Source organism: Shewanella halifaxensis HAW-EB4, from assembly GCF_000019185.1.
GTDB classification, from domain to species: Bacteria; Pseudomonadota; Gammaproteobacteria; order Enterobacterales; family Shewanellaceae; genus Shewanella; species Shewanella halifaxensis.
The window spans coordinates 1,423,689-1,443,792 of record NC_010334.1 but is presented as its reverse complement, the minus strand read 5'-3'; the positions used below and the strand labels follow the sequence as shown (position 1 = coordinate 1,443,792).

The 20,104-nt window shown below is 44.2% G+C and carries 20 protein-coding genes; 10 read left to right on the top strand and 10 right to left on the bottom strand.

The genetic code is table 11. The features are described from left to right. Positions 1-210: 210 nt before the first annotated feature. Complete coding sequence (locus tag SHAL_RS06065; protein WP_012276301.1) at positions 211-1,734, bottom strand: ISNCY-like element ISShha1 family transposase; 1,524 nt, start codon at positions 1,732-1,734, stop codon at positions 211-213. A gap of 542 nt (positions 1,735-2,276) precedes the next feature. Here SHAL_RS06065 and SHAL_RS06060 point away from each other — a divergent pair. Then, positions 2,277-2,810, top strand: a complete 534-nt coding sequence (locus tag SHAL_RS06060) for a protein tyrosine phosphatase family protein (protein WP_012276300.1) — start codon at positions 2,277-2,279, stop codon at positions 2,808-2,810. Between the two features lie 1,238 nt (positions 2,811-4,048). Beyond that, positions 4,049-4,258, top strand: coding sequence for a hypothetical protein (locus tag SHAL_RS06055; RefSeq protein WP_012276299.1), 210 nt, complete (start codon positions 4,049-4,051; stop codon positions 4,256-4,258). Between the two features lie 96 nt (positions 4,259-4,354). Here the strand turns inward: SHAL_RS06055 and ltaE are convergent, their stop codons facing one another. Continuing rightward, the gene (gene ltaE / locus SHAL_RS06050) at positions 4,355-5,371 is read right to left on the bottom strand and encodes a low-specificity L-threonine aldolase (protein ID WP_012276298.1); all 1,017 of its coding nucleotides are present in this window, start codon (positions 5,369-5,371) and stop codon (positions 4,355-4,357) included. A gap of 338 nt (positions 5,372-5,709) precedes the next feature. On the opposite strand from ltaE, the gene SHAL_RS06045 reads away from it, so the two are divergent. Further along, complete coding sequence (locus tag SHAL_RS06045) at positions 5,710-6,348, top strand: trimeric intracellular cation channel family protein (protein WP_012276297.1); 639 nt, start codon at positions 5,710-5,712, stop codon at positions 6,346-6,348. Positions 6,349-6,440: 92 nt separating this feature from the next. On the opposite strand, the gene SHAL_RS06040 is transcribed toward SHAL_RS06045, so the two are convergent. From SHAL_RS06040 to SHAL_RS06025, 4 genes are all read right to left on the bottom strand, one after another. Next, positions 6,441-7,265: a mechanosensitive ion channel family protein gene (locus SHAL_RS06040; protein ID WP_012276296.1), complete on the bottom strand. Its 825-nt coding sequence runs from the start codon at positions 7,263-7,265 to the stop codon at positions 6,441-6,443. 29 nt (positions 7,266-7,294) lie between these two features. Beyond that, entirely contained in the window at positions 7,295-7,897 is a 603-nt protein-coding gene (locus tag SHAL_RS06035) for an OmpA family protein (protein WP_150102063.1), read from the bottom strand. A gap of 298 nt (positions 7,898-8,195) precedes the next feature. Then, the gene (locus SHAL_RS06030; RefSeq protein WP_012276294.1) at positions 8,196-10,112 is read right to left on the bottom strand and encodes a TonB-dependent receptor plug domain-containing protein; all 1,917 of its coding nucleotides are present in this window, start codon (positions 10,110-10,112) and stop codon (positions 8,196-8,198) included. Positions 10,113-10,355: 243 nt separating this feature from the next. Further along, entirely contained in the window at positions 10,356-10,769 is a 414-nt protein-coding gene (locus SHAL_RS06025) for a PACE efflux transporter (RefSeq protein WP_012276293.1), read from the bottom strand. 84 nt (positions 10,770-10,853) lie between these two features. On the opposite strand from SHAL_RS06025, the gene SHAL_RS06020 reads away from it, so the two are divergent. Then, the gene (locus tag SHAL_RS06020; protein WP_012276292.1) at positions 10,854-11,732 is read left to right on the top strand and encodes a LysR family transcriptional regulator; all 879 of its coding nucleotides are present in this window, start codon (positions 10,854-10,856) and stop codon (positions 11,730-11,732) included. Between the two features lie 674 nt (positions 11,733-12,406). On the opposite strand, the gene SHAL_RS06015 is transcribed toward SHAL_RS06020, so the two are convergent. After that, on the bottom strand, positions 12,407-12,967 hold the full coding sequence (locus SHAL_RS06015) for a DUF4136 domain-containing protein (protein WP_012276291.1): 561 nt from the start codon (positions 12,965-12,967) through the stop codon (positions 12,407-12,409). A gap of 164 nt (positions 12,968-13,131) precedes the next feature. Here SHAL_RS06015 and SHAL_RS06010 point away from each other — a divergent pair, with 164 nt between their 5' ends. The 4 genes from SHAL_RS06010 to ruvX all read left to right on the top strand — a co-directional run bounded on the left by SHAL_RS06010 (position 13,132) and on the right by ruvX (position 14,970). After that, entirely contained in the window at positions 13,132-13,452 is a 321-nt protein-coding gene (locus SHAL_RS06010; protein ID WP_012276290.1) for a hypothetical protein, read from the top strand. 129 nt (positions 13,453-13,581) lie between these two features. Next, the gene (gene yciH, locus SHAL_RS06005) at positions 13,582-13,911 is read left to right on the top strand and encodes a stress response translation initiation inhibitor YciH (protein WP_012276289.1); all 330 of its coding nucleotides are present in this window, start codon (positions 13,582-13,584) and stop codon (positions 13,909-13,911) included. 23 nt (positions 13,912-13,934) lie between these two features. Next, positions 13,935-14,495 carry a YqgE/AlgH family protein gene (locus SHAL_RS06000; RefSeq protein WP_041415865.1) on the top strand — a complete coding sequence of 187 codons (561 nt, stop codon included), beginning with the start codon at positions 13,935-13,937 and terminating at the stop codon, positions 14,493-14,495. Positions 14,496-14,547: 52 nt separating this feature from the next. Then, positions 14,548-14,970, top strand: coding sequence for a Holliday junction resolvase RuvX (gene ruvX / locus SHAL_RS05995; RefSeq protein ID WP_012276287.1), 423 nt, complete (start codon positions 14,548-14,550; stop codon positions 14,968-14,970). A 99-nt stretch (positions 14,971-15,069) separates the two neighbouring features. Here ruvX and hemH read toward each other — a convergent pair whose 3' ends face one another. The 3 genes from hemH to SHAL_RS05980 form a co-directional block, all read right to left on the bottom strand. Further along, positions 15,070-16,083 carry a ferrochelatase gene (gene hemH, locus SHAL_RS05990; RefSeq protein WP_012276286.1) on the bottom strand — a complete coding sequence of 338 codons (1,014 nt, stop codon included), beginning with the start codon at positions 16,081-16,083 and terminating at the stop codon, positions 15,070-15,072. A gap of 108 nt (positions 16,084-16,191) precedes the next feature. Further along, complete coding sequence (locus SHAL_RS05985) at positions 16,192-17,304, bottom strand: PilT/PilU family type 4a pilus ATPase (protein ID WP_012276285.1); 1,113 nt, start codon at positions 17,302-17,304, stop codon at positions 16,192-16,194. A gap of 38 nt (positions 17,305-17,342) precedes the next feature. Next, the gene (locus tag SHAL_RS05980) at positions 17,343-18,380 is read right to left on the bottom strand and encodes a type IV pilus twitching motility protein PilT (RefSeq protein ID WP_012276284.1); all 1,038 of its coding nucleotides are present in this window, start codon (positions 18,378-18,380) and stop codon (positions 17,343-17,345) included. 35 nt (positions 18,381-18,415) lie between these two features. On the opposite strand from SHAL_RS05980, the gene SHAL_RS05975 reads away from it, so the two are divergent. Next, a complete protein-coding gene (locus SHAL_RS05975; RefSeq protein WP_012276283.1) occupies positions 18,416-19,117 on the top strand; it encodes a YggS family pyridoxal phosphate-dependent enzyme in 702 nt (233 codons plus the stop codon). A gap of 152 nt (positions 19,118-19,269) precedes the next feature. After that, the gene (gene proC / locus SHAL_RS05970) at positions 19,270-20,088 is read left to right on the top strand and encodes a pyrroline-5-carboxylate reductase (RefSeq protein WP_012276282.1); all 819 of its coding nucleotides are present in this window, start codon (positions 19,270-19,272) and stop codon (positions 20,086-20,088) included. Positions 20,089-20,104 lie beyond the last annotated feature (16 nt).

Below are 20,104 nucleotides of genomic sequence, written 5' to 3'. Positions count from 1 at the left end.
GCAGACACTTCTGAGACACGCTGCAAGCACGTCCCTGTGAGCTCTACGATGGCATCCATGCCATCAAAGGCCTCAGCCGTATCTACACCGAGTTAGAAAAGCACAATCTTTAATATTTAGAGTTATGGCTAAAACTGTGATTACCGAGGGAGCCTGACGGAATAAAAGCCAAGCGACTTTGTCGTTCACTATATAGTCTAGCCTATCATGCTAGATTTCCTTATTTAGGGATGCAGCTCGTTTAACTCGAAGCTCTCTGGTATTCATCACCTCACGCTTCCAGATATTTCGGATCGTGGCACTGCTTACTGTGATGTTGTGATCCCTTTTAAGCTCAGTCATTAGTTGAAGGGAAGTACGATATGGATTGTTGAGTGTCAGCTTGACGATTTTCTCTTCTGTCACCTGAGGAATGCGATTTTTGTTTCTTTTTAAGGGCTTGTTGATACGTTTAAGCCCCAGCACACCCTCTTCTTCCAGCACCTTTTGATAGGTATAGATACTTTGCCGAGAGCACCCCGCAACTTGAGCAGCTTTGGTCACGCTACCTAAGGTTTGGGCTAGCTCGATCACATCCAACTTACGCTGAACCTCCATTCCGAACTCAGAGCCTCTTGGTGGTTCTTCTAGCTCTGTTATATGAAGTTTTCTATGGCCAAAATAAACCGAAAATGTCCCATCAAACTGACTGCGAATTTCAAGCTTTTGATTGACGATAGAATATCGAATTGGCGAGTCGATAACGTACATCTTGTTGTTATAACTAAAGGTATGGTCTCGTCGTACCTTCCGATATTCCTTGTACACACAGATAGTATCTAAGTCGATATGCTCAGGAACGGCTTTGAAGGCTGACAACTTACTTTTCGCTTTCACGGTTATTTTCTGTTGCCAATATATGGGGATAAACACCTTCTGAAGATACTCATTCGCACTGTGCATATCGGTGATATTGTGAAGCCTAAGCTCAGGAACCAGTCGGTCTTGGAACGTATCAAAACAGCGTTCAACTCGACCTTTTCCTTGTGGAGAATTGGCGAAGATGATTTCGATCCCTAACTCCTCACAAGCACGTTGCATCTGAGAGAAGTGACAGCGCTTGGGACCACCAAAAATACCTGCTCGGTCGACGTAAAGCGTCTTAAAGAGTCCTCGCTTCTCGATGTAAGCCTTCATGACTTTCATGCAACCTTCCGTCGTTTCTGAAGGGTAAAACTCAGCATGGATATCACTCGTTGCGTCATCGATAATGGCAATCAAACACGATCGACTATCACCAAACCAACGATGAGGGCTACCATCCATTTGCAGCATTAGCCCAGGTGATTCCATACGCTCTCTGTACTTTCTTACTTGACTGCGTCGACGTTTGGCTCGTTTAACATGTTTAATCTCGTGAGCCCAACCTCGCAATGTTTCACGCTTAATGCTCAGTCCTTCATTTTCAGCGAGCAATTCGGCAAGATGCTGTAAATTGAAGTCGTAATACTTGGTTTGAATGAGGTGTAGCACCTGTTTTTTCAATGACTCAGGCGTTCTATTGATGGGTGCACGACCTTTATTACCATGCACGATAAAGCGGATACCTTCAGCCCGATAACGACTGAGGTAACGTTCAATTGTTCGACGGGATTTATTGAGGAGCTGAGAGGCACTGTTGATGCTGATCTTACCTTGGGTGACTTTGGCGATCACATCAACGATAAGTTGAGAGCGAGAATCCATGATGATCATCCTTAATAACCCCTAAATAGTAATTAAAACTATTAAAGGATTATGTATAAAAATGGATCCGTCATTTTCCCTTGGTAATTAGCAAACCGACAAAATCGGTTGGTAGTTAAGATACGACATAATCGCTTGGTGATCACAGAGTTATGGCTAAAACCCTAGCTCGTTTATGGACAGAAACAAGTTAAAGTTAAGGCTCTAAAAGCCACTTCTGACATTAAAAAATGTATTACAACTGGATGCTCGATAACGTCTTATTCGGTTTATGGGTCAAAATTTCCTAACATCGTTTTTATACCGTTAGACGTTTTGTAATACTCAATCTGCACTCCGCCCCTCTCTACTAAGTCTGATATCTTATCACTGTGGTGACTGACTAGCCTTTCGACTTTATACATGTAATACGAGTTTAACTGTACGGATTTAATGGTGATCTTGAATGCAAAGGTCTTTGTTTGGGTGTTATCTCAAACATTTTAAAATCCTAGTGAACTAATACTCTTGATTGAATGCCTTATTTAGCAAATTAATTCCTGGAATAAAAAATGAAAAAATCAACGCTACTCTCTTTATTACTATTTACTGGCTTTAGCCATGCTAACATCACCCCGTTGCCAGAGTTAAATGAGATTAAAGATTATCAGCAGCTCAACTCTAAGATTTTAACCGCAGGTTTACCTACAGAAACACAGTTTAACACTCTAAGTAAAGCAGGTGTACAGTTGGTGATTAACCTAATGCCTGATGAGCAAAAGGATTCTCACGCGGATGAAGCCAAACTGGTTACCGATGCAGGAATGGAATATGTCTACATTCCAGTCGATTGGATAAATCCAAAAGTTGAGCAGGTGGAAGCTTTCTTCGAGGTGATGGACAAGAACCGTGACAAAGACATAATTATCCACTGCATGGCTAATTATCGCGCCTCGGCTTTCGCCTATCTAGATCAGCTACGTATTGGTAATAAGGTGTCTATGGAAGACACGATGATGGAATGGGGCGATCTACAGCAAAGTTTGCAAAAGCATTCTCAATGGGCTGAGCTAATCGAACAGGTTAAAGCTAAGTACAATCTCTAATTCCAGCGATTTATTATAACGGCTTATTCCAAGTAAAAACCCTAAGAACTGTTACTAAGGACTATTGTTAGTTCTCAGGCTAACTAGAAATATCCATGCTCGATCACTCAGGTTATTGGGCATGCTTGTATCAGCGACTTCTAACCTTTAATTCACGTGACAATCAAGGGATTTATACAAAGCTAAAAATATGCCTTAATTTAAAAAGACGAGAAAGGCATATCTTCTAGATTGTGCACTTCACGATTGAACGTGACTATTTTGAGTAAGTGCCTTTCAGATTAGCTTTCCTATAGACAAAGCTATACTCGCCCTATTTACCTTTTGAACTGCGAAACTCACTTTGGGGCAAAAGTAAGTTACGACACATGCAGAAAACACCAATCCCCCATCGGAGTTGCCGAGGTCATTGAAGACAAATCACGTGAGCGAGGCATGGATGCCAAGGTAGCCTTAGATGAGCCATGGACGGCGAATATGAGGCGATAGTGATTTTCGAAAATGAGTGAGGCACTATCTAATGCATGTAACTCCGTCGGGGCGCTGAGGGTTTGTTAAGGGGGACAAGCGCTTTCCCCCTTGGCTCGGGTGTGGGCGAAGCGCCACGACTTTGGTCAAGCGAAGCTTGATAGTTCCAAGGCAAACCAACTTTGGGGCATTTCCAAGTTTGAAACCGAACCACCACGGCTAAATAAATGCACCAATTATCCAATGTAGATGCGGCCGTGACCGTCCATGACATGGACGTCATGGCCGAGCTTCCAAGGACGGACTTGCAGCGTGTCACGGCAGTGTCTGCACATATGCCCGCTGCAGGCGATTAGGTTCACCTTTATTCAAAGGTAAACACACTTTGGGGCATTTCCAAGTTAGAAATCGAACCACCACGGCTAAATAAATGCACCAATTATCCAGTGTAGATGCGGCCGTGACCGTCCATGACATGGACGTCATGGTCGAGCTTCCAAGGACGGACTTGCTGCATGTCACAGCAGTATCTGCACATACCCCGCTGGAGGCGATTAATAACTCTAAAGCATCAATTTAGTACTCACAGCCATATAACACCGAACAAAACAAAATGTAACCAGCCTTCATTCAAAGGCCAACTAACCTTTATTCAAAGGCAAACACAAATATAGGTATTTGGATTTTGATAACGTGATGTTCTGCCCTAGCGCAATTTAAACAATACTGGCACTATGTCAGCAATATGATAAGAAAGAGACGACTCCTCAATGAAACAGATAAGTTTAGTTGCTGCACTATTATGTAGCTTAATGATCTCAGGCTGCGCAGAGCTAAAAGACGCTGGACGACAAATTGGCCACACAACGAAGGAAGTGACGACAGATATTGGTCATGCGACTCGAGACACTACCCGCGCCATTGGCCATGCCTCTAGAGATGCCGTCAAATCAGTCAAGGAAGATCTTAGCGAAGATTAAATCCGGTTGATAATAACTGCCAACTCAAGTTTGTGACTAAAAACAAAAACCTAGGCTTAGCCTAGGTTTTTTATATTTAAGATAAGTAATCGCGGATTAACAGCCTTTTAGCAGTCCCTTTAATTCGCTAATAAAGTGCGTGATATTGGCTCTAGAAATATCGGCATGAGTCACCAAGCGGATCGTTTTACCTGGGCTCAGTAAAATACCTTTAGCCTTTAGCTCAAGCGCGAGCGCTTTAGTATCTATTTTGTCACTCACCACTGCAAACACCATATTGGTCTGCACTTGTGACATATCGACCTCGAAGCCTTCAATAGTTGCAAGCTCCGCAGCTAGATAAGCAGCATTATCGTGATCCTCAGCTAAGCGCTCAACCTGTTCGGTTAACGCAAGCGTAGCTGCAGACGCTAGAATACCAGCTTGACGCATACCGCCACCTAATACCTTACGCCAGCGTCTCGCCTTGGTAATTAGGCGTTCATCACCCAATAGTATTGAGCCTACAGGGGCACATAATCCCTTAGAAAGACAGATAGATACCGAGTCAAAATACTGAGTAATGGCGGTCATAGGTATATTTTGCGCCACTGCAGCGTTAGCCACGCGTGCACCATCGAGGTGAATTTTCAAACCGCGCTCGAAAGCTAATGCCTGTGCCGAAGCCAAGTACTCCTGCGGCACTATCTTACCGCCGATGGTGTTTTCTAAGCTCAGTAAACGTGTACGTGCAAAGTGGATATCGTCAGGTTTAATCGCAGCTTCGATATCGCTTAAAAGAATGCTGCCATCAGCCTGATTGGTTAAAGGTTGAGGCTGAATACTGCCTAGCACTGCCGCACCGCCGCCCTCAAACTTATAGTTATGTGCCTGTTGGCCGCATAGATATTCGTCACCACGCTCGCAATGTCCCATTAATGCAAGCAAGTTTGCTTGAGTCCCTGAAGAGGTAAATAGTGCATTGTCATAGCCAAACATTTCAGCTGCCATCTCTTCAAGATAGTTAACACTTGGGTCATCGCCATAAACATCATCCCCAACTTCAGCCTGACTAATCGCGACGCGCATAGCTGCCGTAGGCTTAGTGACCGTATCACTGCGAAAATCAATCATTGTTAACCTCAAGTATCTAATTCTGGAATTATCAAACAAAGGGCAATATTACTGCGGAGTGTAATGAACTACCAGTTCAAAATGTAAAGTTTACAAACATAAGAAAACACTAAGTAACGCACAACTTATAGGTATAGCGTGTAAATTTAACAAATATAAATACAATTAAAGGATAAATCTAATTTAAAACTCACTCAAAACCCAGCAATAGCCAGTAAAATTAGAATGCCAACAAAAAATGCATTAGAAAATATAATGAATAAACATAGCTTTTATCATTGTATTTTTGGCGTAAAAAGAGGCAGAATCATCTTCCTTTTATTTAGCTAGTGCAAAATATGTTAGAAGTTAAAGTTATCGGCTTTTTGTGGCTTATCGGTATTCTTGCCGAGGCGATGACAGGTGCTCTGGCTGCAGGTAAAAAACAGATGGACCTGTTTGGTGTAGTCATAATAGGTTGCGTTACCGCGATAGGTGGTGGCACGTTGCGCGATATTTTACTCGGTAACTACCCATTAGTTTGGATTGAAAATGTCCATTACTTGATTGCCATTGCTGCAGCCTCATTACTGACGGTAATGATAGCGCCAGTTATGCGTCATCTGTCTAAACTTTTTTTAGCCATCGACGCCGTTGGCTTAGCGGTATTTTCGATTATCGGCGCGCAAAAGACGCTAGTGCTAGGCTTTAGCCCCGAGATAGCGATAGTGATGGGCGTGGTAACGGGTGTCTTTGGCGGCGTCATTAGAGATATTCTTTGTAACCAAGTGCCGCTGATCTTTAAGAAAGAGCTCTATGCTTTGGTTGCCCTTTTGACTGCATCAGCCTATGTGGCGATGAAGTTTTACGGCGTCCCAGAATGGATTAATCTGTCCATATCTCTAGTGTTTGGCTTTAGCTTTAGAATGCTAGCCATTCGCTACAAATGGTCTATGCCCAAGTTTGATTACCAATATCAATCAGACAACGCGCATTAAGCTAGTTTTAAATATGCTAGTTTGAAAGAGAGAAAAAGGTCGGCATATGCCGACCTTTTTTATTACCTACTGACCAGTGAAGATGGCTCAACTTAAGCCGCTGGCGTCTCTTTTACATAGAGATCCATCTGCGGATATGGAATACCAATTCCCGCTTCATCTAAGGCATTCTTAATTTGCTCTAGAATTTCAAAGTGCGCTGGCCAGTAATCTGCGCCTTTAACCCAAGGGCGAACCACAAAGTTCACCGACGAATCAGCCAATTCTGATACAGCCACTGTGTAGGCCGGGTCTTTGAGTACATACTGACTGTTATCGAGGATGTGAGTTAATACCTTCTTGGTCTCGGCTAAGTTCGCATCATAAGAAACCCCAATCACCAAATCTAAGCGACGCGTCTCCATGGCTGAATAGTTAACGATTGTGCCATTCATCATGGCTGAGTTGGGTGCAATAACAAGCTTATTATCTGGAGTCAGTAAGCGCGTTGAGAAGATTGTGATTTCATCAACCGTCCCCGCAATCCCAGCAGCTTCCACATAGTCGCCGACTCGGCATGGTCTAAATAGCACCATCAATACGCCTGCAGCAAAGTTAGACAGTGAACCTTGTAACGCTAAGCCAACTGCCAAGCCCGCAGCACCAATTACAGCCACTAACGATGCGGTTTGCACACCAATTTGGCCAAGGGTTGCCACTATGGTAAATACAAACACCAATGCCCAAGCAATATTGGCAACAAACGAGACAACGGTAGTATCGACCTTACGTTTGTTGAGTATTTTTGTCGTTATTTTTTTTGCGACTTTCGACAGGAACTTACCGATGACAAATATGATAATCGCAAACAGTACTTTCATGCCGTAGGTGACGATTAACTCTGGTGCTTGCTCCATTAAACCTTGCAAGTTATCCATTTATATACTCCCTCAAATTTAAGATAAAACTATTGAACAATAACTAAAAACTCGACTCGACGATTCTGCTCTCGCCCCTGTCGAGTTCGGTTATCGGCGATAGGCTCTGCACTGCCAACACCAACCACCTGAAATCTGCTCGCAAGCAAACCAAACTGCTCGACTAATACATTTTTAACCTGTTCCGCTCGCTCAAATGACAGCTGTAAATTATAAGCGGGGCTACCTACCGAATCCGTATGACCAACGAGCAGTAAATCCCCCCCAGTCGATTTAAGCCAGCGCGCTATCACCTCAAGCGTCTGAGCCTGGCTGAGTAGAACATCTGCACGGGCAAACTCAAACTTAACCGCAATAGATGACAGCTTTGTACATACCGCAGGATATCGCTTGCCACCGTTCGTCCTTAGACATAAGTCTGGCGTGATAGCAATTGACGGGGTCAGTCCTCGCTCATTGGCAAGTGCTTTCTCACAACCATTGGCATCGACCACTGTGTTAGGCGGCGTCGCCGCACAAGCATCTTTCAGATCTGGTACGCCATCAAGATCGCTATCTTGCCACGGCTGGGCCCCTAGGGCCGCCGACAAGAGTATGGTAATAATCAAAACGAGTGTTAACTTTGTCATCATGTTTCACCTATCTCGCCCATTACACTCTGCTATGGTTTAGATGATAAGCATCATATTCAACCGCATATAACTGTATTCCCAACCGATATCAGTGATTAATGGCTAAAAGGTAACGGACGACATACTAACGCAATTGATACAAAAACACAGTCAAACAATTAACTTAAACAATACAAGCATAGTTAATATCTGCCAGTTTTCGATTTTGTCACCCTAGCTGAGGTGAACTTGTAAGGGGTTTGCAAAAGGCTCACCCCGCCTTCATGCCGAGCCGATAGTCGCTCAGCGGCAGACCAAACTAAAATAGGTAACGATATTGCAGCTGCAATGTGCGGGGGGCACCTAAGCTGGCGATAGGGTACTGCGCTTTATGGCCGTGCTTAAAAATACTTTGGGTCACCTCACTATCAAACAAGTTATCGACAGTAAGAGAGAGTTGTTGATCCTGCTGCTCTGTTATCCAGGCTTGAATGCCGACATTGGCTAGTAGGTAATCACCCGCGATAAGGCCATAATCGACAAACTCACCAACATACTGACCGCTTACCCAAACAGCTATATCGTCATTGACATCGTAGCTCAATTTCGCAAATCCGGTATATTCAGGCACCCGCTCAATCTGCTCCCCAGTATCCTGCCGTTCTGCAGAGGCATAACTACCACTCAGCTCCATTAGTAGCTGCGACGACAACTCGGTTACAAGATGTAGATCGATACCATAACTCTCAACACGGGCATCGAGATTATCGTAGATAAATTCAGCCCCTGTGATGGCGCGAGGCTCTATTAGGTTATCGATACTGCGCCAGAATCCATCAACTGTGAGAGAGATATCACCTTGATAATGGACACCTAGATTAATGCTGTTGCTCGTTTCGGCTATAAGGTCGGCATTACCTAGCGTTCCGACTTGGGAGTGGAGCTCTGAGGCGGTAGGTTGACGATATCCATTACCTAGGCTCGCCTTAAACTGCAGCCGCTGAGTAATATCCTGAGTTAAGGCTAGATTAGCGACCCAGATGGTTTCATCGTTTGCTAGATGATTAACCCTAGCACCAACTGATAACTGCGTATCGGGCAAGGCATCGATCTCAGGTTGGTACTGACTAAATAACGAGTAGCTTTGGTCTTTTTCTGCAGTAAATAGCATCACCTCATCGGCGCCTTCAAACTCTTCATATTGACCACCAAAAATCCACTGACTTCCCGCCTCAGTTTGATAATTCGCCGTCACCGAAGCTCCTAGATCTTTAAAACCCCAATATTGCTGCCAGTATGTCACCTCGGCGTTCCCCTTCTCATCCAAGGTTATTTCACTGTAGTGCGAATCCCAGTGCTGGTAGTTAACCTTAGCTTGCAGCAGAAATTGTTCAGAAACTTGTAGCTGCCAATCTGCATAGGCAATGGTTTGCTTACGGTCATTCTCACTTAAAATCGCGTCATAGGCTAAGGGGCGCTCAAGCAGTCCATCGCTATATTGGGCAAAAACGGTAAGCTGCTGAGCATCACTGAGCGACCAGCGAAGCTTGGCATTTAGGTTATTCATTTGATAGCCGCGCTCTTTATCTAACACTGCTGTTGGAGAGTACTCTTCATCGGGCCAGAGCGCATAACCTTCAGACTGACTTGAGCTTGCCGCTAAACTCAATTGAAACGAGTCGATTTCACTGCTTACAAAACCAGAGAGGTCATAGCTAGGCAAAGTGTCTGCGGCGAGGCTCAATTCTCCAGCATCGCTACCTTGATAGCTTTTAGTGATGATATTAATGACCCCCGCAATCGCTTCAGAGCCAAAAAGCACACTCTGGGAGCCTTTAATCACCTCTATACGTTCGATCATCATAGGATTGATGCTATCGGTATAGGTTGAGCCGTAGAGGCGGTTATTTAATCGATTACCGTCTAACAGCCAAAGAATATCTTGTGGTCGGCTACCTTGCAGCGAGTAATCGGTATCGGTATGACGCCCAGCCCGCCCATTAGCGAACAAACCCGGAACGAACTGACTCAGGATCTTATTGATATCCACGCCACCAGCAGACTGGATCATCTCATTACTGATAACCGTAACATCGCTGCCTAAGTAGACATTTGTGTAGGTACCATCGTCATGATGTTGTAAACCGTGGACGGTGATCTTTTCAATTTCATCTGCGAAAGTTAAAGGAGAGATAACAGATAAAGCGAGGGCTAATAGCTTAAGTTTGTAATGCATTTTTATATGTCCATATTGTTATAAGCAAGTGTTTAAGCTCATTTTTTCAACACGGACTATATATATTCGCAACCCAAATATTCGTGATGGAGATCACCTCAACACACATAAGTATGACGAATTTTAAAAAAGTATTACCGCAAAACCCTTTCCTATCACAACCCGATACCGGATTAAATAACCTACAGAAAAAAACCGCTGTTACTGGGTAACAGCGGTTTTTTCACAATTAATGACAAAATACTAGCTTGCCATTTTTAGCCTGCTCTTGATGTTGTCATAACACCAGTTGAAAGCCACGGCATAGAAGAAGAAAAAGACTAAAAAAACCGCTTCTAAAGCCAAGGCCTGTAGCAAGGTGATCCCTAAGAACCAAGCAATGGCAGGCACGGTAATAAAGATAAGCCCGGCCTCAAAACCACAGGTGTGGCCAATGCGCATCTTTAGAGTGCGATTAATTCTGTCACCGCCAAACTGCTTATCAAACCAGATGTTATAGAAGTAGTTCCAGATAACGGTGTAGATACTCAATCCGACACCTACAGCTAGCATAGAAGTTGCTTCTGTGCCCGATAACATCGATGCCGCCGGTACAATAATGCATAAGGCTACGGCCTCAAAAAGAATCGCATGAATAATTCTATCTTTAATAGTCATGATAAATAGCCCTAAAGTTAAGTTGCAGCTATTATCATCTTTAATTACGATACTTAAAAATTAGATACCATCACCTTTACTGATATGTTGACCATCGAACAGCTTTATTCATTTGTAACGACCGTCGAAACCGGTTCCTTCTCTGCCGCAGCCAGAAAACTTGGTAAGGTTCAATCTGCAGTTAGTCAGCACATTATCAATCTAGAGATTGATACCAATCAGACGCTATTCGATAGAAGTCACCGCTACCCCACACTCACTCGAGCTGGGGAGCAACTGCTGCCGCAAGCTAAAGCCGTTATTGCCCAGCATCAACGCCTAAATCAACAAGTACTCGCACTTGAGAGCCAAGCAGATTTAAAATTAACATTAGCTGTCGATGAAGGGATCCCTTACCAGCGCCTTATTCCGATAATCACTCAATTGTCTAGCCAATATCCCGAATGTGAACTTGAGCTTTTATGTGCATCGAGTGTAGACATCATTCACTTAGTGAACACCAAACGAGCCCATTTAGGCATTGTTTTTAGTGAATTAAGTTACCCTGAGAGTTTGGATTTTGAATCTATTGGCACTGTAGAATTTGAGCTCCTTGTCAATTCCAAACACCCATTGGCGAATGAAACGTCATCTCACATCGACATCCTTAAACTGCATCGCCAACTCATGATTGGCTCTAAAGAGAATCAAAAGGGCTGGTTCAACACACCACTCTCTCCCGATGTATGGCATGCAGATAACTACTATATGTTGCTCGAACTAACTAAAGCTGGATTTGGCTGGGCCTTGTTACCACTGCATCTATGTGAGTCTGCCATAGCCACAAAACAGTTGTGTAAACTGCAAATAGACTTTGAGCAATTAGGATGGCAGGCCAATGTTGATGTCATTCAACATAAAGGCCGACTTGATAATCAATTCAATCGCCAGATTAGAGTGTTAATGCGCGGCTTACTTAACTAGCAAAATCTTGCTGCACTATGTTGTTAGTAAAGGGTCACATGGAAACCCAATGGAACCTGCACTGCTCTACTAGAAGATAAAGAGCAATGTAAAATGCTAACGGAGCTTGAGTTAAGAGGAACAGAGATAGGTAAGTTAACCAACTTAACAGAACTTAATCCCATTCAATTGAGTGTATAAATGGAGATGTAAAGAATCCACCTTCTGAAGAAGGTGGCTTAACCCATATGTTACAAAGCAGACTCCCTAGAAGGGAGCTTTCCTATCCTGCTTTAGCAAGACGCCGTAAATATATCCCTATAGGCTCTGCTAAATCATCCCTGATTTAGAAGCTTGCACAGCACTACTAGCAAAGCTTTACTGTATCGCTGAGTCTAACGTGGATATGTTTGAATGAGCTTATAAGCCGTGTATCGCAGCGATGCGATAAGCGAGCCTCCATGGACACTTTCTCTTCAACAAAAGTCAGCGTGCTAATAAGCCATTAAACATAGCCTACTCCATAATTTTCATTCGTTTTATTTCAGGCAAAGCCTAATTGATGATAACCATCTACTCAAGTAGGTGGTTTAGGGCTGAAAATAAAAAAACGGCCTGATGGCCGTTTTTTTAAAGCTAGATAAGTTGAATGACTTATTACAGGTCTACTTGTTACAGGTCTACTTGTTACAGGTCTACTTGCCTTCAGGCTTAGGTGGGTAGTTAAGCAGTAATGCAGCTACGGCTTCATTCACCACTTCAACACGCTCTTCTGGGGTATCTTTATCGCGCATAGTATCTGCAACAGAGCCTCTCCAGATAAGTTTACCAGTCTTCGCGTTAACCATATCAAGAATCAAGGTACCCACTTCATACTCACGTACCGTCGTTTGAGAGTGACCTGTGCCGCCCCAGCCCCAACCTGGACCATAGTATGGGTTATAACCATAGTTGGTATTAAAGGTATCGACATTGATTTTCTTATCGACTTTAGTGAGATAATTCACCAATATATCGGCATTAGCAGCATCAGTCATTGTTAGACCTTTTAGCTCCAACTGAACATCAACAGCTTTACGAACGCGCTGGTCCATAAGTCCATCTAAATGATAAGTTGCATCAGCGGTTTTCTTTTCAACCCAAGCAAAGGTCTTCACATCTGAAAAGTTTACACCTGGATCGTAATCTGAGCTTGTTTTAAGTGAACTACATGCACTTAATGCCAGTGCTGCAATGACAACTAATAACTTCTTCATGTTTTCTCCAAAAAATAATCTTTTAGCACTTAATTACACCAGCTTACAGAGCAATTTATTAATCTACAACTCAATTTTAGTAAATAGTCAAAAGGTAAATCTTGACTTCAACAATACACCAATTGATAATGATTATCAATTAAGAAGTGTTTAAGAGAATGACTATGTTTTGGTTTATCGCTGCTTTTGCTATCGCCTCGGTTGTGTTTTTACTCACACCAGAAAAAATCATGGATAGCTCCGACAAGCGGACCTCCCTCGCCGATAAACTCAGTAAACACTCACTGGTTATTCTGCCCGTTTTAGTGCTTAGTTGGTTGATAATCGCAATTGCCAGCGCCCCAGTCACCCACTTTGCAGGCACGGCAATCGGATTTGTGCTGACCTCATGTGCGATTGCGCTTCCAAGCACCCACAAGTATCTCGCACCATTAGCAGCACTGACATTTGCTTCATTAATCATTGAGCTTGCGCTCTACCTATAAGGTCTTAACCTCTGCCAGGGAGCCTCATCAATCTAAATCCTTGGCAGACAAGTTTGATTATCTTCCCTCTCCCGTAACGCCAGCAACTTTGCTAAACTGCTCCCAACCAGTTCACCAGCGACCATATATATGAAATCCGATCCAAACGTATCTTTAGTCTATAGCACTGATAGTGGCAGAATTGCCCCTGAAAAACAGACCGAGTCAGCCCCTGAAGGCGACGGTATCGTTAGAATTCATAAAGACAGTAAAGGCCGTAAGGGCAAAGGTGTCTCTGTAATTAAAGGGCTAGGCTTACAAGAGAAAGAGCTCAAAGCATTAGCTCAAAAGCTAAAAAAACAGTGCGGCTGTGGCGGTACGGTAAAAGAGTTCAATATTGAAGTGCAAACCGATAACAGAGAACTAGTGAAAACTTTACTCGAAAAACTCAATTACACTGTCAAATTGGCGGGTGGTTAAACCAGCCTTATATGGAAAAGTCTATGGACAGTTTACAAAATCACTTTCTAATTGCCATGCCTTCACTGCAAGACACTTATTTTGAACGCTCATTGATCTATATCTGTGAACACGACGAGAAAGGTGCGATGGGCATTGTTGTTAATAAACCCAGTGGCATCATCGTCGACGAGCTTTTAGAACAGATGGAGCTAACAGAAGAGCCTGAACCAATCGACTCTTTAGCCGGAGAGGTATTAGTTGGTGGACCGGTTAACCCTGAGCGAGGTTTTGTACTTCATACCACGCAAGATTGCTGGAGCAACAGCGAGACTGTTAGCGATGACATCATGCTGACCACCTCTCAAGATATACTGACCTGTTTAGGCTCAGATAAGGCACCTGAGAAGTTTCTTATTGCCTTAGGTTATGCAGGTTGGACTCGTGGTCAGCTAGAGCAAGAGCTCATCGAGAACACTTGGTTATCGATCCCTGCTACTGCAGAACTACTGTTTGAAATAGAGCATGATCAGCGTTGGCAGCAAGCCACTGAATCGCTCGGTTTCGATATTTGGCAGCTATCTAACCTTACTGGCCATGCTTAATTGCCGTTACAGGCGCTATGGCGGCATAAAACACGAATAGGAAATAACTGAGATGGGCGATAAAAGCGTCTTAGGATTTGATTACGGTACCAAAAGTATTGGTATTGCCATTGGGCAAGAGCTCACGGCGAGTGCACGACCACTATTATCGATTAAAGCGGTCGATGGTATTCCTAAATGGGAAGAGATTGGCGCGCTTATCACCGAGTGGAAACCGGACTTAGTTGTAGTCGGTCTGCCACTCAATATGGATGGCACAGAACAAGAGATGACTCAAAGAGCGAGAAAGTTCGCTAATCGGATCAGTGGCCGTTTTGGGGTAAAGGTAGCGACTCAAGATGAGCGCCTCACCACTGCTGACGCCAAAGCGAGACTATTTGAGATGGGTGGCTACAAGGCTCTCACCAAGGGCCAAGTTGATGCCATGTCAGCGGTATTGATTGTAGAGAGTTACTTCGAGAATCAATACCAGTAGCGCCCCTAAAGACTTAATAATTAAGGGAGCCACTATTTGCATAGTGGCTCCCTTTTCTCACTAAGTAGACAGCCTAAACATAAGACTTAGCTATATGACTTAAATATGTGGCCTAACAATGTTCGCCATCATCTTAATATGGGCATCATCGTCATTAAGCGCGGCAATATAACGATACTTATCACCTCCCGCCTCCTCAAAGATATGGCGGTTCTCACCGGCGATCTCCTCTAACGTTTCTAGGCAGTCGGCACTAAAGGCTGGGCATACAACCGCAATGTCTTTTATGCCTTGCCCAGGTAAGGCTTCCATGGTGGCATCGGTATAAGGTGTTAGCCACTTGGCTTTACCGAAACGAGATTGGAATGTCGTAATATATTGCTCTTCACTCAAACCAAGCTTTTCAACCACCAGCTTAGTGGTCTTCATACAAAAACAGTAATAGGGGTCGCCCAAATGCAAATTACGCTCCGGCATACCATGGTATGAGAGCACTAACTTTTGTGGCCGACCATTAATCTCAAAGTCTTTAGCAATCGATGCCGCTAACGCATCAATAAAGTCAGGATGATCATGATAAGTATTGATGAAATGCAGCGCAGGCAGATAACGCCAGCTCATAAGCTCTTTGGCAATAGCATCGAAAGCTGAGGCCGTTGTAGGTGCCGAATATTGCGGGTAAAGCGGCAACACCACCAGCTTATCGACTCCCTCTTGATGCATTCTTTGTAGCGTCGATGATACCGACGGTTTACCGTAACGCATGCAAAAATCTACCGACAGCTCATCGCCCTCTTTTGCAAAATACTCAGCCAACTTTTGGCTTTGGCGGCGGGTGATATCCATCAAGGGAGAGCCCTGCTCAGTCCACACTTGCCGATAAAGCGCAGCCGATTTTGCAGGGCGCACACGTAAGATGATGCCGTGTAAAATACACATCCAAACTAGCTTTGGGATCTCAATGACACGTGGGTCGGCGAGGAACTCCGCTAGATAGCGCCTAACAGCCGATGGAGTCGGCTCATCGGGAGTGCCTAAATTAACTAACAATACGCCTGTTTTACCGCGATTTTTATGTCCAACGTCTTTGGTCAGCCCTAAATACTTAGCCAAGATAACTCCTTAACTCATAGAAAATCTGTTGATACAATCAACGCTCTTTATGACTCAAAAAAAACTGGCAATACAAGGTATTGCCAGTCTTCTAATAATCCACTCAAACTAGTCTAAATCGAGTGTGACTCCATCCATCGAGCTATTACTGCTTGGATCGGAGCTTTGCAGTTTAATCATCAAGCGCAGATCGTTTGGTGAGTCAGCATAATGCAAGGCATCGGCGTAACTAATCTCATCATCGCTATAGAGCTTTAATAACGCTTGGTCGAAGGTCTGCATCCCTTGCTCGTTTGACTTTGCCATGGTGTCTTTAAGCAAGTGAAGCTCATTCTTGGCGATCAAGCTTGCCACACGCGGCGTGTTAATTAACACCTCTATCGCCGCACGCCGTCCGCTACCATCGCTCTTGGGCACCAGCTGCTGCGCCACAATACCACGCAGGTTTAACGACAAATCAAACAGCAGTTGATGATGCTTGCTCTCAGGTACTAAATGCATGATGCGATCCAGTGCTTGGTTAGCGTTGTTAGCGTGCAAGGTCGCCATACAAAGGTGGCCGGTTTCAGCAAACGACAGTGCAAACTCCATGGTTTCTTGACTACGAATTTCACCAATCAAAATCACATCCGGCGCCTGACGCAGTGAGCTTTTGAGCGCAGCATCAAAAGATTCAGTATCAATCCCCACCTCACGCTGAGTAATAATGCTCTGCTTGTGTTCATGAACAAATTCAACCGGATCTTCGATGGTAAGAATATGACCACGGGCGTGGGAATTTCGATAACCGACCAGTGCAGCAAGCGAAGTCGATTTACCCGTTCCCGTACCACCAACCAAGATCACTAGGCCGCGCTTACTCATCACTAAGTCTTTTAAGATAGGCGGCAACATTAAGTCATCAACCTCAGGGATCTGTGTCTCAATACGACGCATTACGCAGCCGGGAAACTCACGCTGCCAAAAGGCACTGACACGGAAGCGACCAAGATCTTTTGCGGAAAAGGCAAAGTTACACTCGCGAGTTCCATGAAACTCTTGCTTCTGTGCCTCAGTCATTAACGACTCAACAAAGTCTAACGACTGCGCAGGAGTAAATGGATTCTCACCGAGTGGGCGCAGCTCACCATCAACTTTTGCGCTTGGCGGAAAACCTGCTGTAATAAACAGATCCGATGCCTTACGCTCAATCATCACCTTTAGAAAAGGACGAACATCCATAGACTCACTATTCCTATTACTTATTACTTACTACTTACTTAAAAGTTTGCTTGCTTATTCGAGCTCTTGGCCATGGCATCTTCACGAGTGATCTGGCCGCGATTAACCAAGTTTTGCAAGCACTGATCTAGTGTCTGCATGCCATGGGCCATACCCGTTTGGATAGCCGAATACATCTGCGCGACCTTATCTTCACGGATAAGGTTACGAATTGCAGGCGTGCCCATCATAATTTCGTGCGCTGCCACTCGGCCACCACCCACTTTCTTAATCAAGGTCTGAGAGATAACCGCCTGTAAAGATTCTGACAACATGGTACGTACCATGCCCTTTTCACCTTCAGGGAATACATCGACCACACGGTCAATAGTTTTCGCCGCAGAAGTGGTATGCAAGGTTCCAAAGACTAAGTGACCGGTTTCAGCCGCCGTCATCGCTAGCCGAATGGTCTCAAGATCTCGCATCTCACCGACTAGGATCACATCAGGATCTTCACGAAGAGCGCTTCGAAGTGCGGCATTAAAGCTGTGAGTGTGACGATGGACTTCACGTTGGTTAATCAAACACTGCTTGTTTTGATGGACAAATTCTATCGGATCTTCAATGGTTAGAATGTGGTCATGGCGGTTTTCATTCACATAATCGATCATCGCCGCCAAGGTCGTACTCTTACCTGACCCCGTTGGACCGGTCACTAATACTAAACCACGGGGAAAACTTGATATTCTCTTGAAGATCTCTGGCGCACCTAACTGTTCTAAACTCAAAATATCGCTAGGAATAGTACGGAAAACTGCCGCAGCACCACGGGACTGATTAAAAGCGTTAACACGAAAACGTGCAAGACCAGGAACTTCAAACGAAAAATCGATTTCTAAATGTTCTTCATAATCCTTACGCTGCTTATCATTCATGATGTCATAGACTAAGCTATGCACACCTTGGTGGTCTAAAGCGGGTAAATTAATCTTTCTCACTTCACCATCAACACGGATCATGGGAGAAACACCCGCTGAAAGGTGTAGATCTGACGCATTGTGTTTTACACTAAAGGCAAGTAACTCTGTGATTTCCATAGTTTGGGATATCCATTCAACCAAAAACTTACAACATGACAACAATAACAGACAGACTCGCTATCGCCCAGCATCGAATCGCTCAAGCGGCGCAAAACTCATCTCGCCGAGCAGAAGATATACAACTGCTTGCGGTGAGCAAAACAAAACCCAATAGCCAAATCATAGAAGCCTACCATGCGGGTCAACGCCGCTTCGGTGAAAACTATGTACAAGAGGGCGAATCTAAGGTTAATGCACTCAGTCAAGAGTTCCCAGATATTGAGTGGCACTTTATCGGTCCATTGCAATCAAATAAGAGCAAGGTGGTCGCGACACTATTTGATTGGATGCATACCGTCGAGCGTGAAAAAATTGCTCAGAGGCTTAATGAGCAACGTCCTGAATCAATGCCAGCTCTCAATGTATGCATTCAAGTCAACATTAGCCAAGAGCAAAGTAAATCAGGTGTGCCAGCCTGCGAGGTATTAGCGCTTGCAGATAAAATTGCACTATTACCCAAACTGACATTACGTGGCTTAATGGCTATTCCCTCAGCCGATGTCGATGAACTCACAGCCATACAAGAACTTGCAGCCTTACAGTCACTTTACAACGAACTCGCTCAGCGCTTCGATAGTGTCGATACCTTGTCAGTAGGCATGAGTAATGACCTTGAGCTAGCGGTTGCCCATGGCTCAACCATGGTGCGTATTGGTAGCGCTATCTTTGGAGAGCGTGATTACAGCAAGCTATAGCTAGGCTAAATACAGTTCCAATATGAAAATTGTTTAATACCATAAATTTTGTATTGCTCTTATCCGCCCAGATATTAACAGGTAAAATAGTCTTTATTTACTCTGTGCGGCTAAGATTTAGTGCAGCTAACTAATAACAACAAGAGATCTTCATGACACAAAATAAAGTATGCTTTATTGGCGCAGGTAATATGACTCGCAGCATCGTCAGCGGCCTAGTTAAAAGCGGTTACAGCTCTGAACTGATCGAAGCTACCAACCCAAGTCAGCCTAAGCTAGATGCTATGGTGGCAGACTTTGGCATTAAGGTATCGAACAACAACCTTGAGGCAGCACAGGCTGCCGACGTTATCGTGCTAGGTGTTAAACCCCATCTGATGCAAGTTGTAGGTGAAGAGCTAAGCGGCTTAGATCTATCCAACAAACTGATTATCACCATAGCCGCAGGTGTTACCGCTAAACGTTATAGCGATTATTTTAAGCAAGAGATCAAACTAATACGTACTATGCCTAATACTCCCACGCAAATCGGTGTAGGCTTAACAGGGCTTTTTGCTGGTGATGATATATCTACTGAGCAAAAAGCTATCGCAGAAACATTAATGGCCACTGGCGGTGAAGTTGTTTGGGTCAACAAAGAAGATGATTTAAACCAAGTGATCGCACTCGCAGGTAGCTCTCCGGCTTACTTCTTCCTGTTTTTAGAAGCTATGGTAGAAAGTGCTGTTAAAGGCGGAATGTCGGAATTAGCCGCAAGAGAGATGGCGCAGCAAGCAGCTCTTGGTGCAGCCTTAATGGTTAAGCAAAACCCTGACGTTAGCCTTGCCCAACTTAGAGCAAACGTCACATCAAAAGGCGGCACGACAGCGCAAGCGGTTGCCACTTTTGAAGAAGGTAACCTACGAGGCTTGGTCGATAGCGCAATGAACAATTGCATCGCCCGCGCCGAAGAGATGGCGAAGCAGTACTAGTTTTTTAATTTAACTT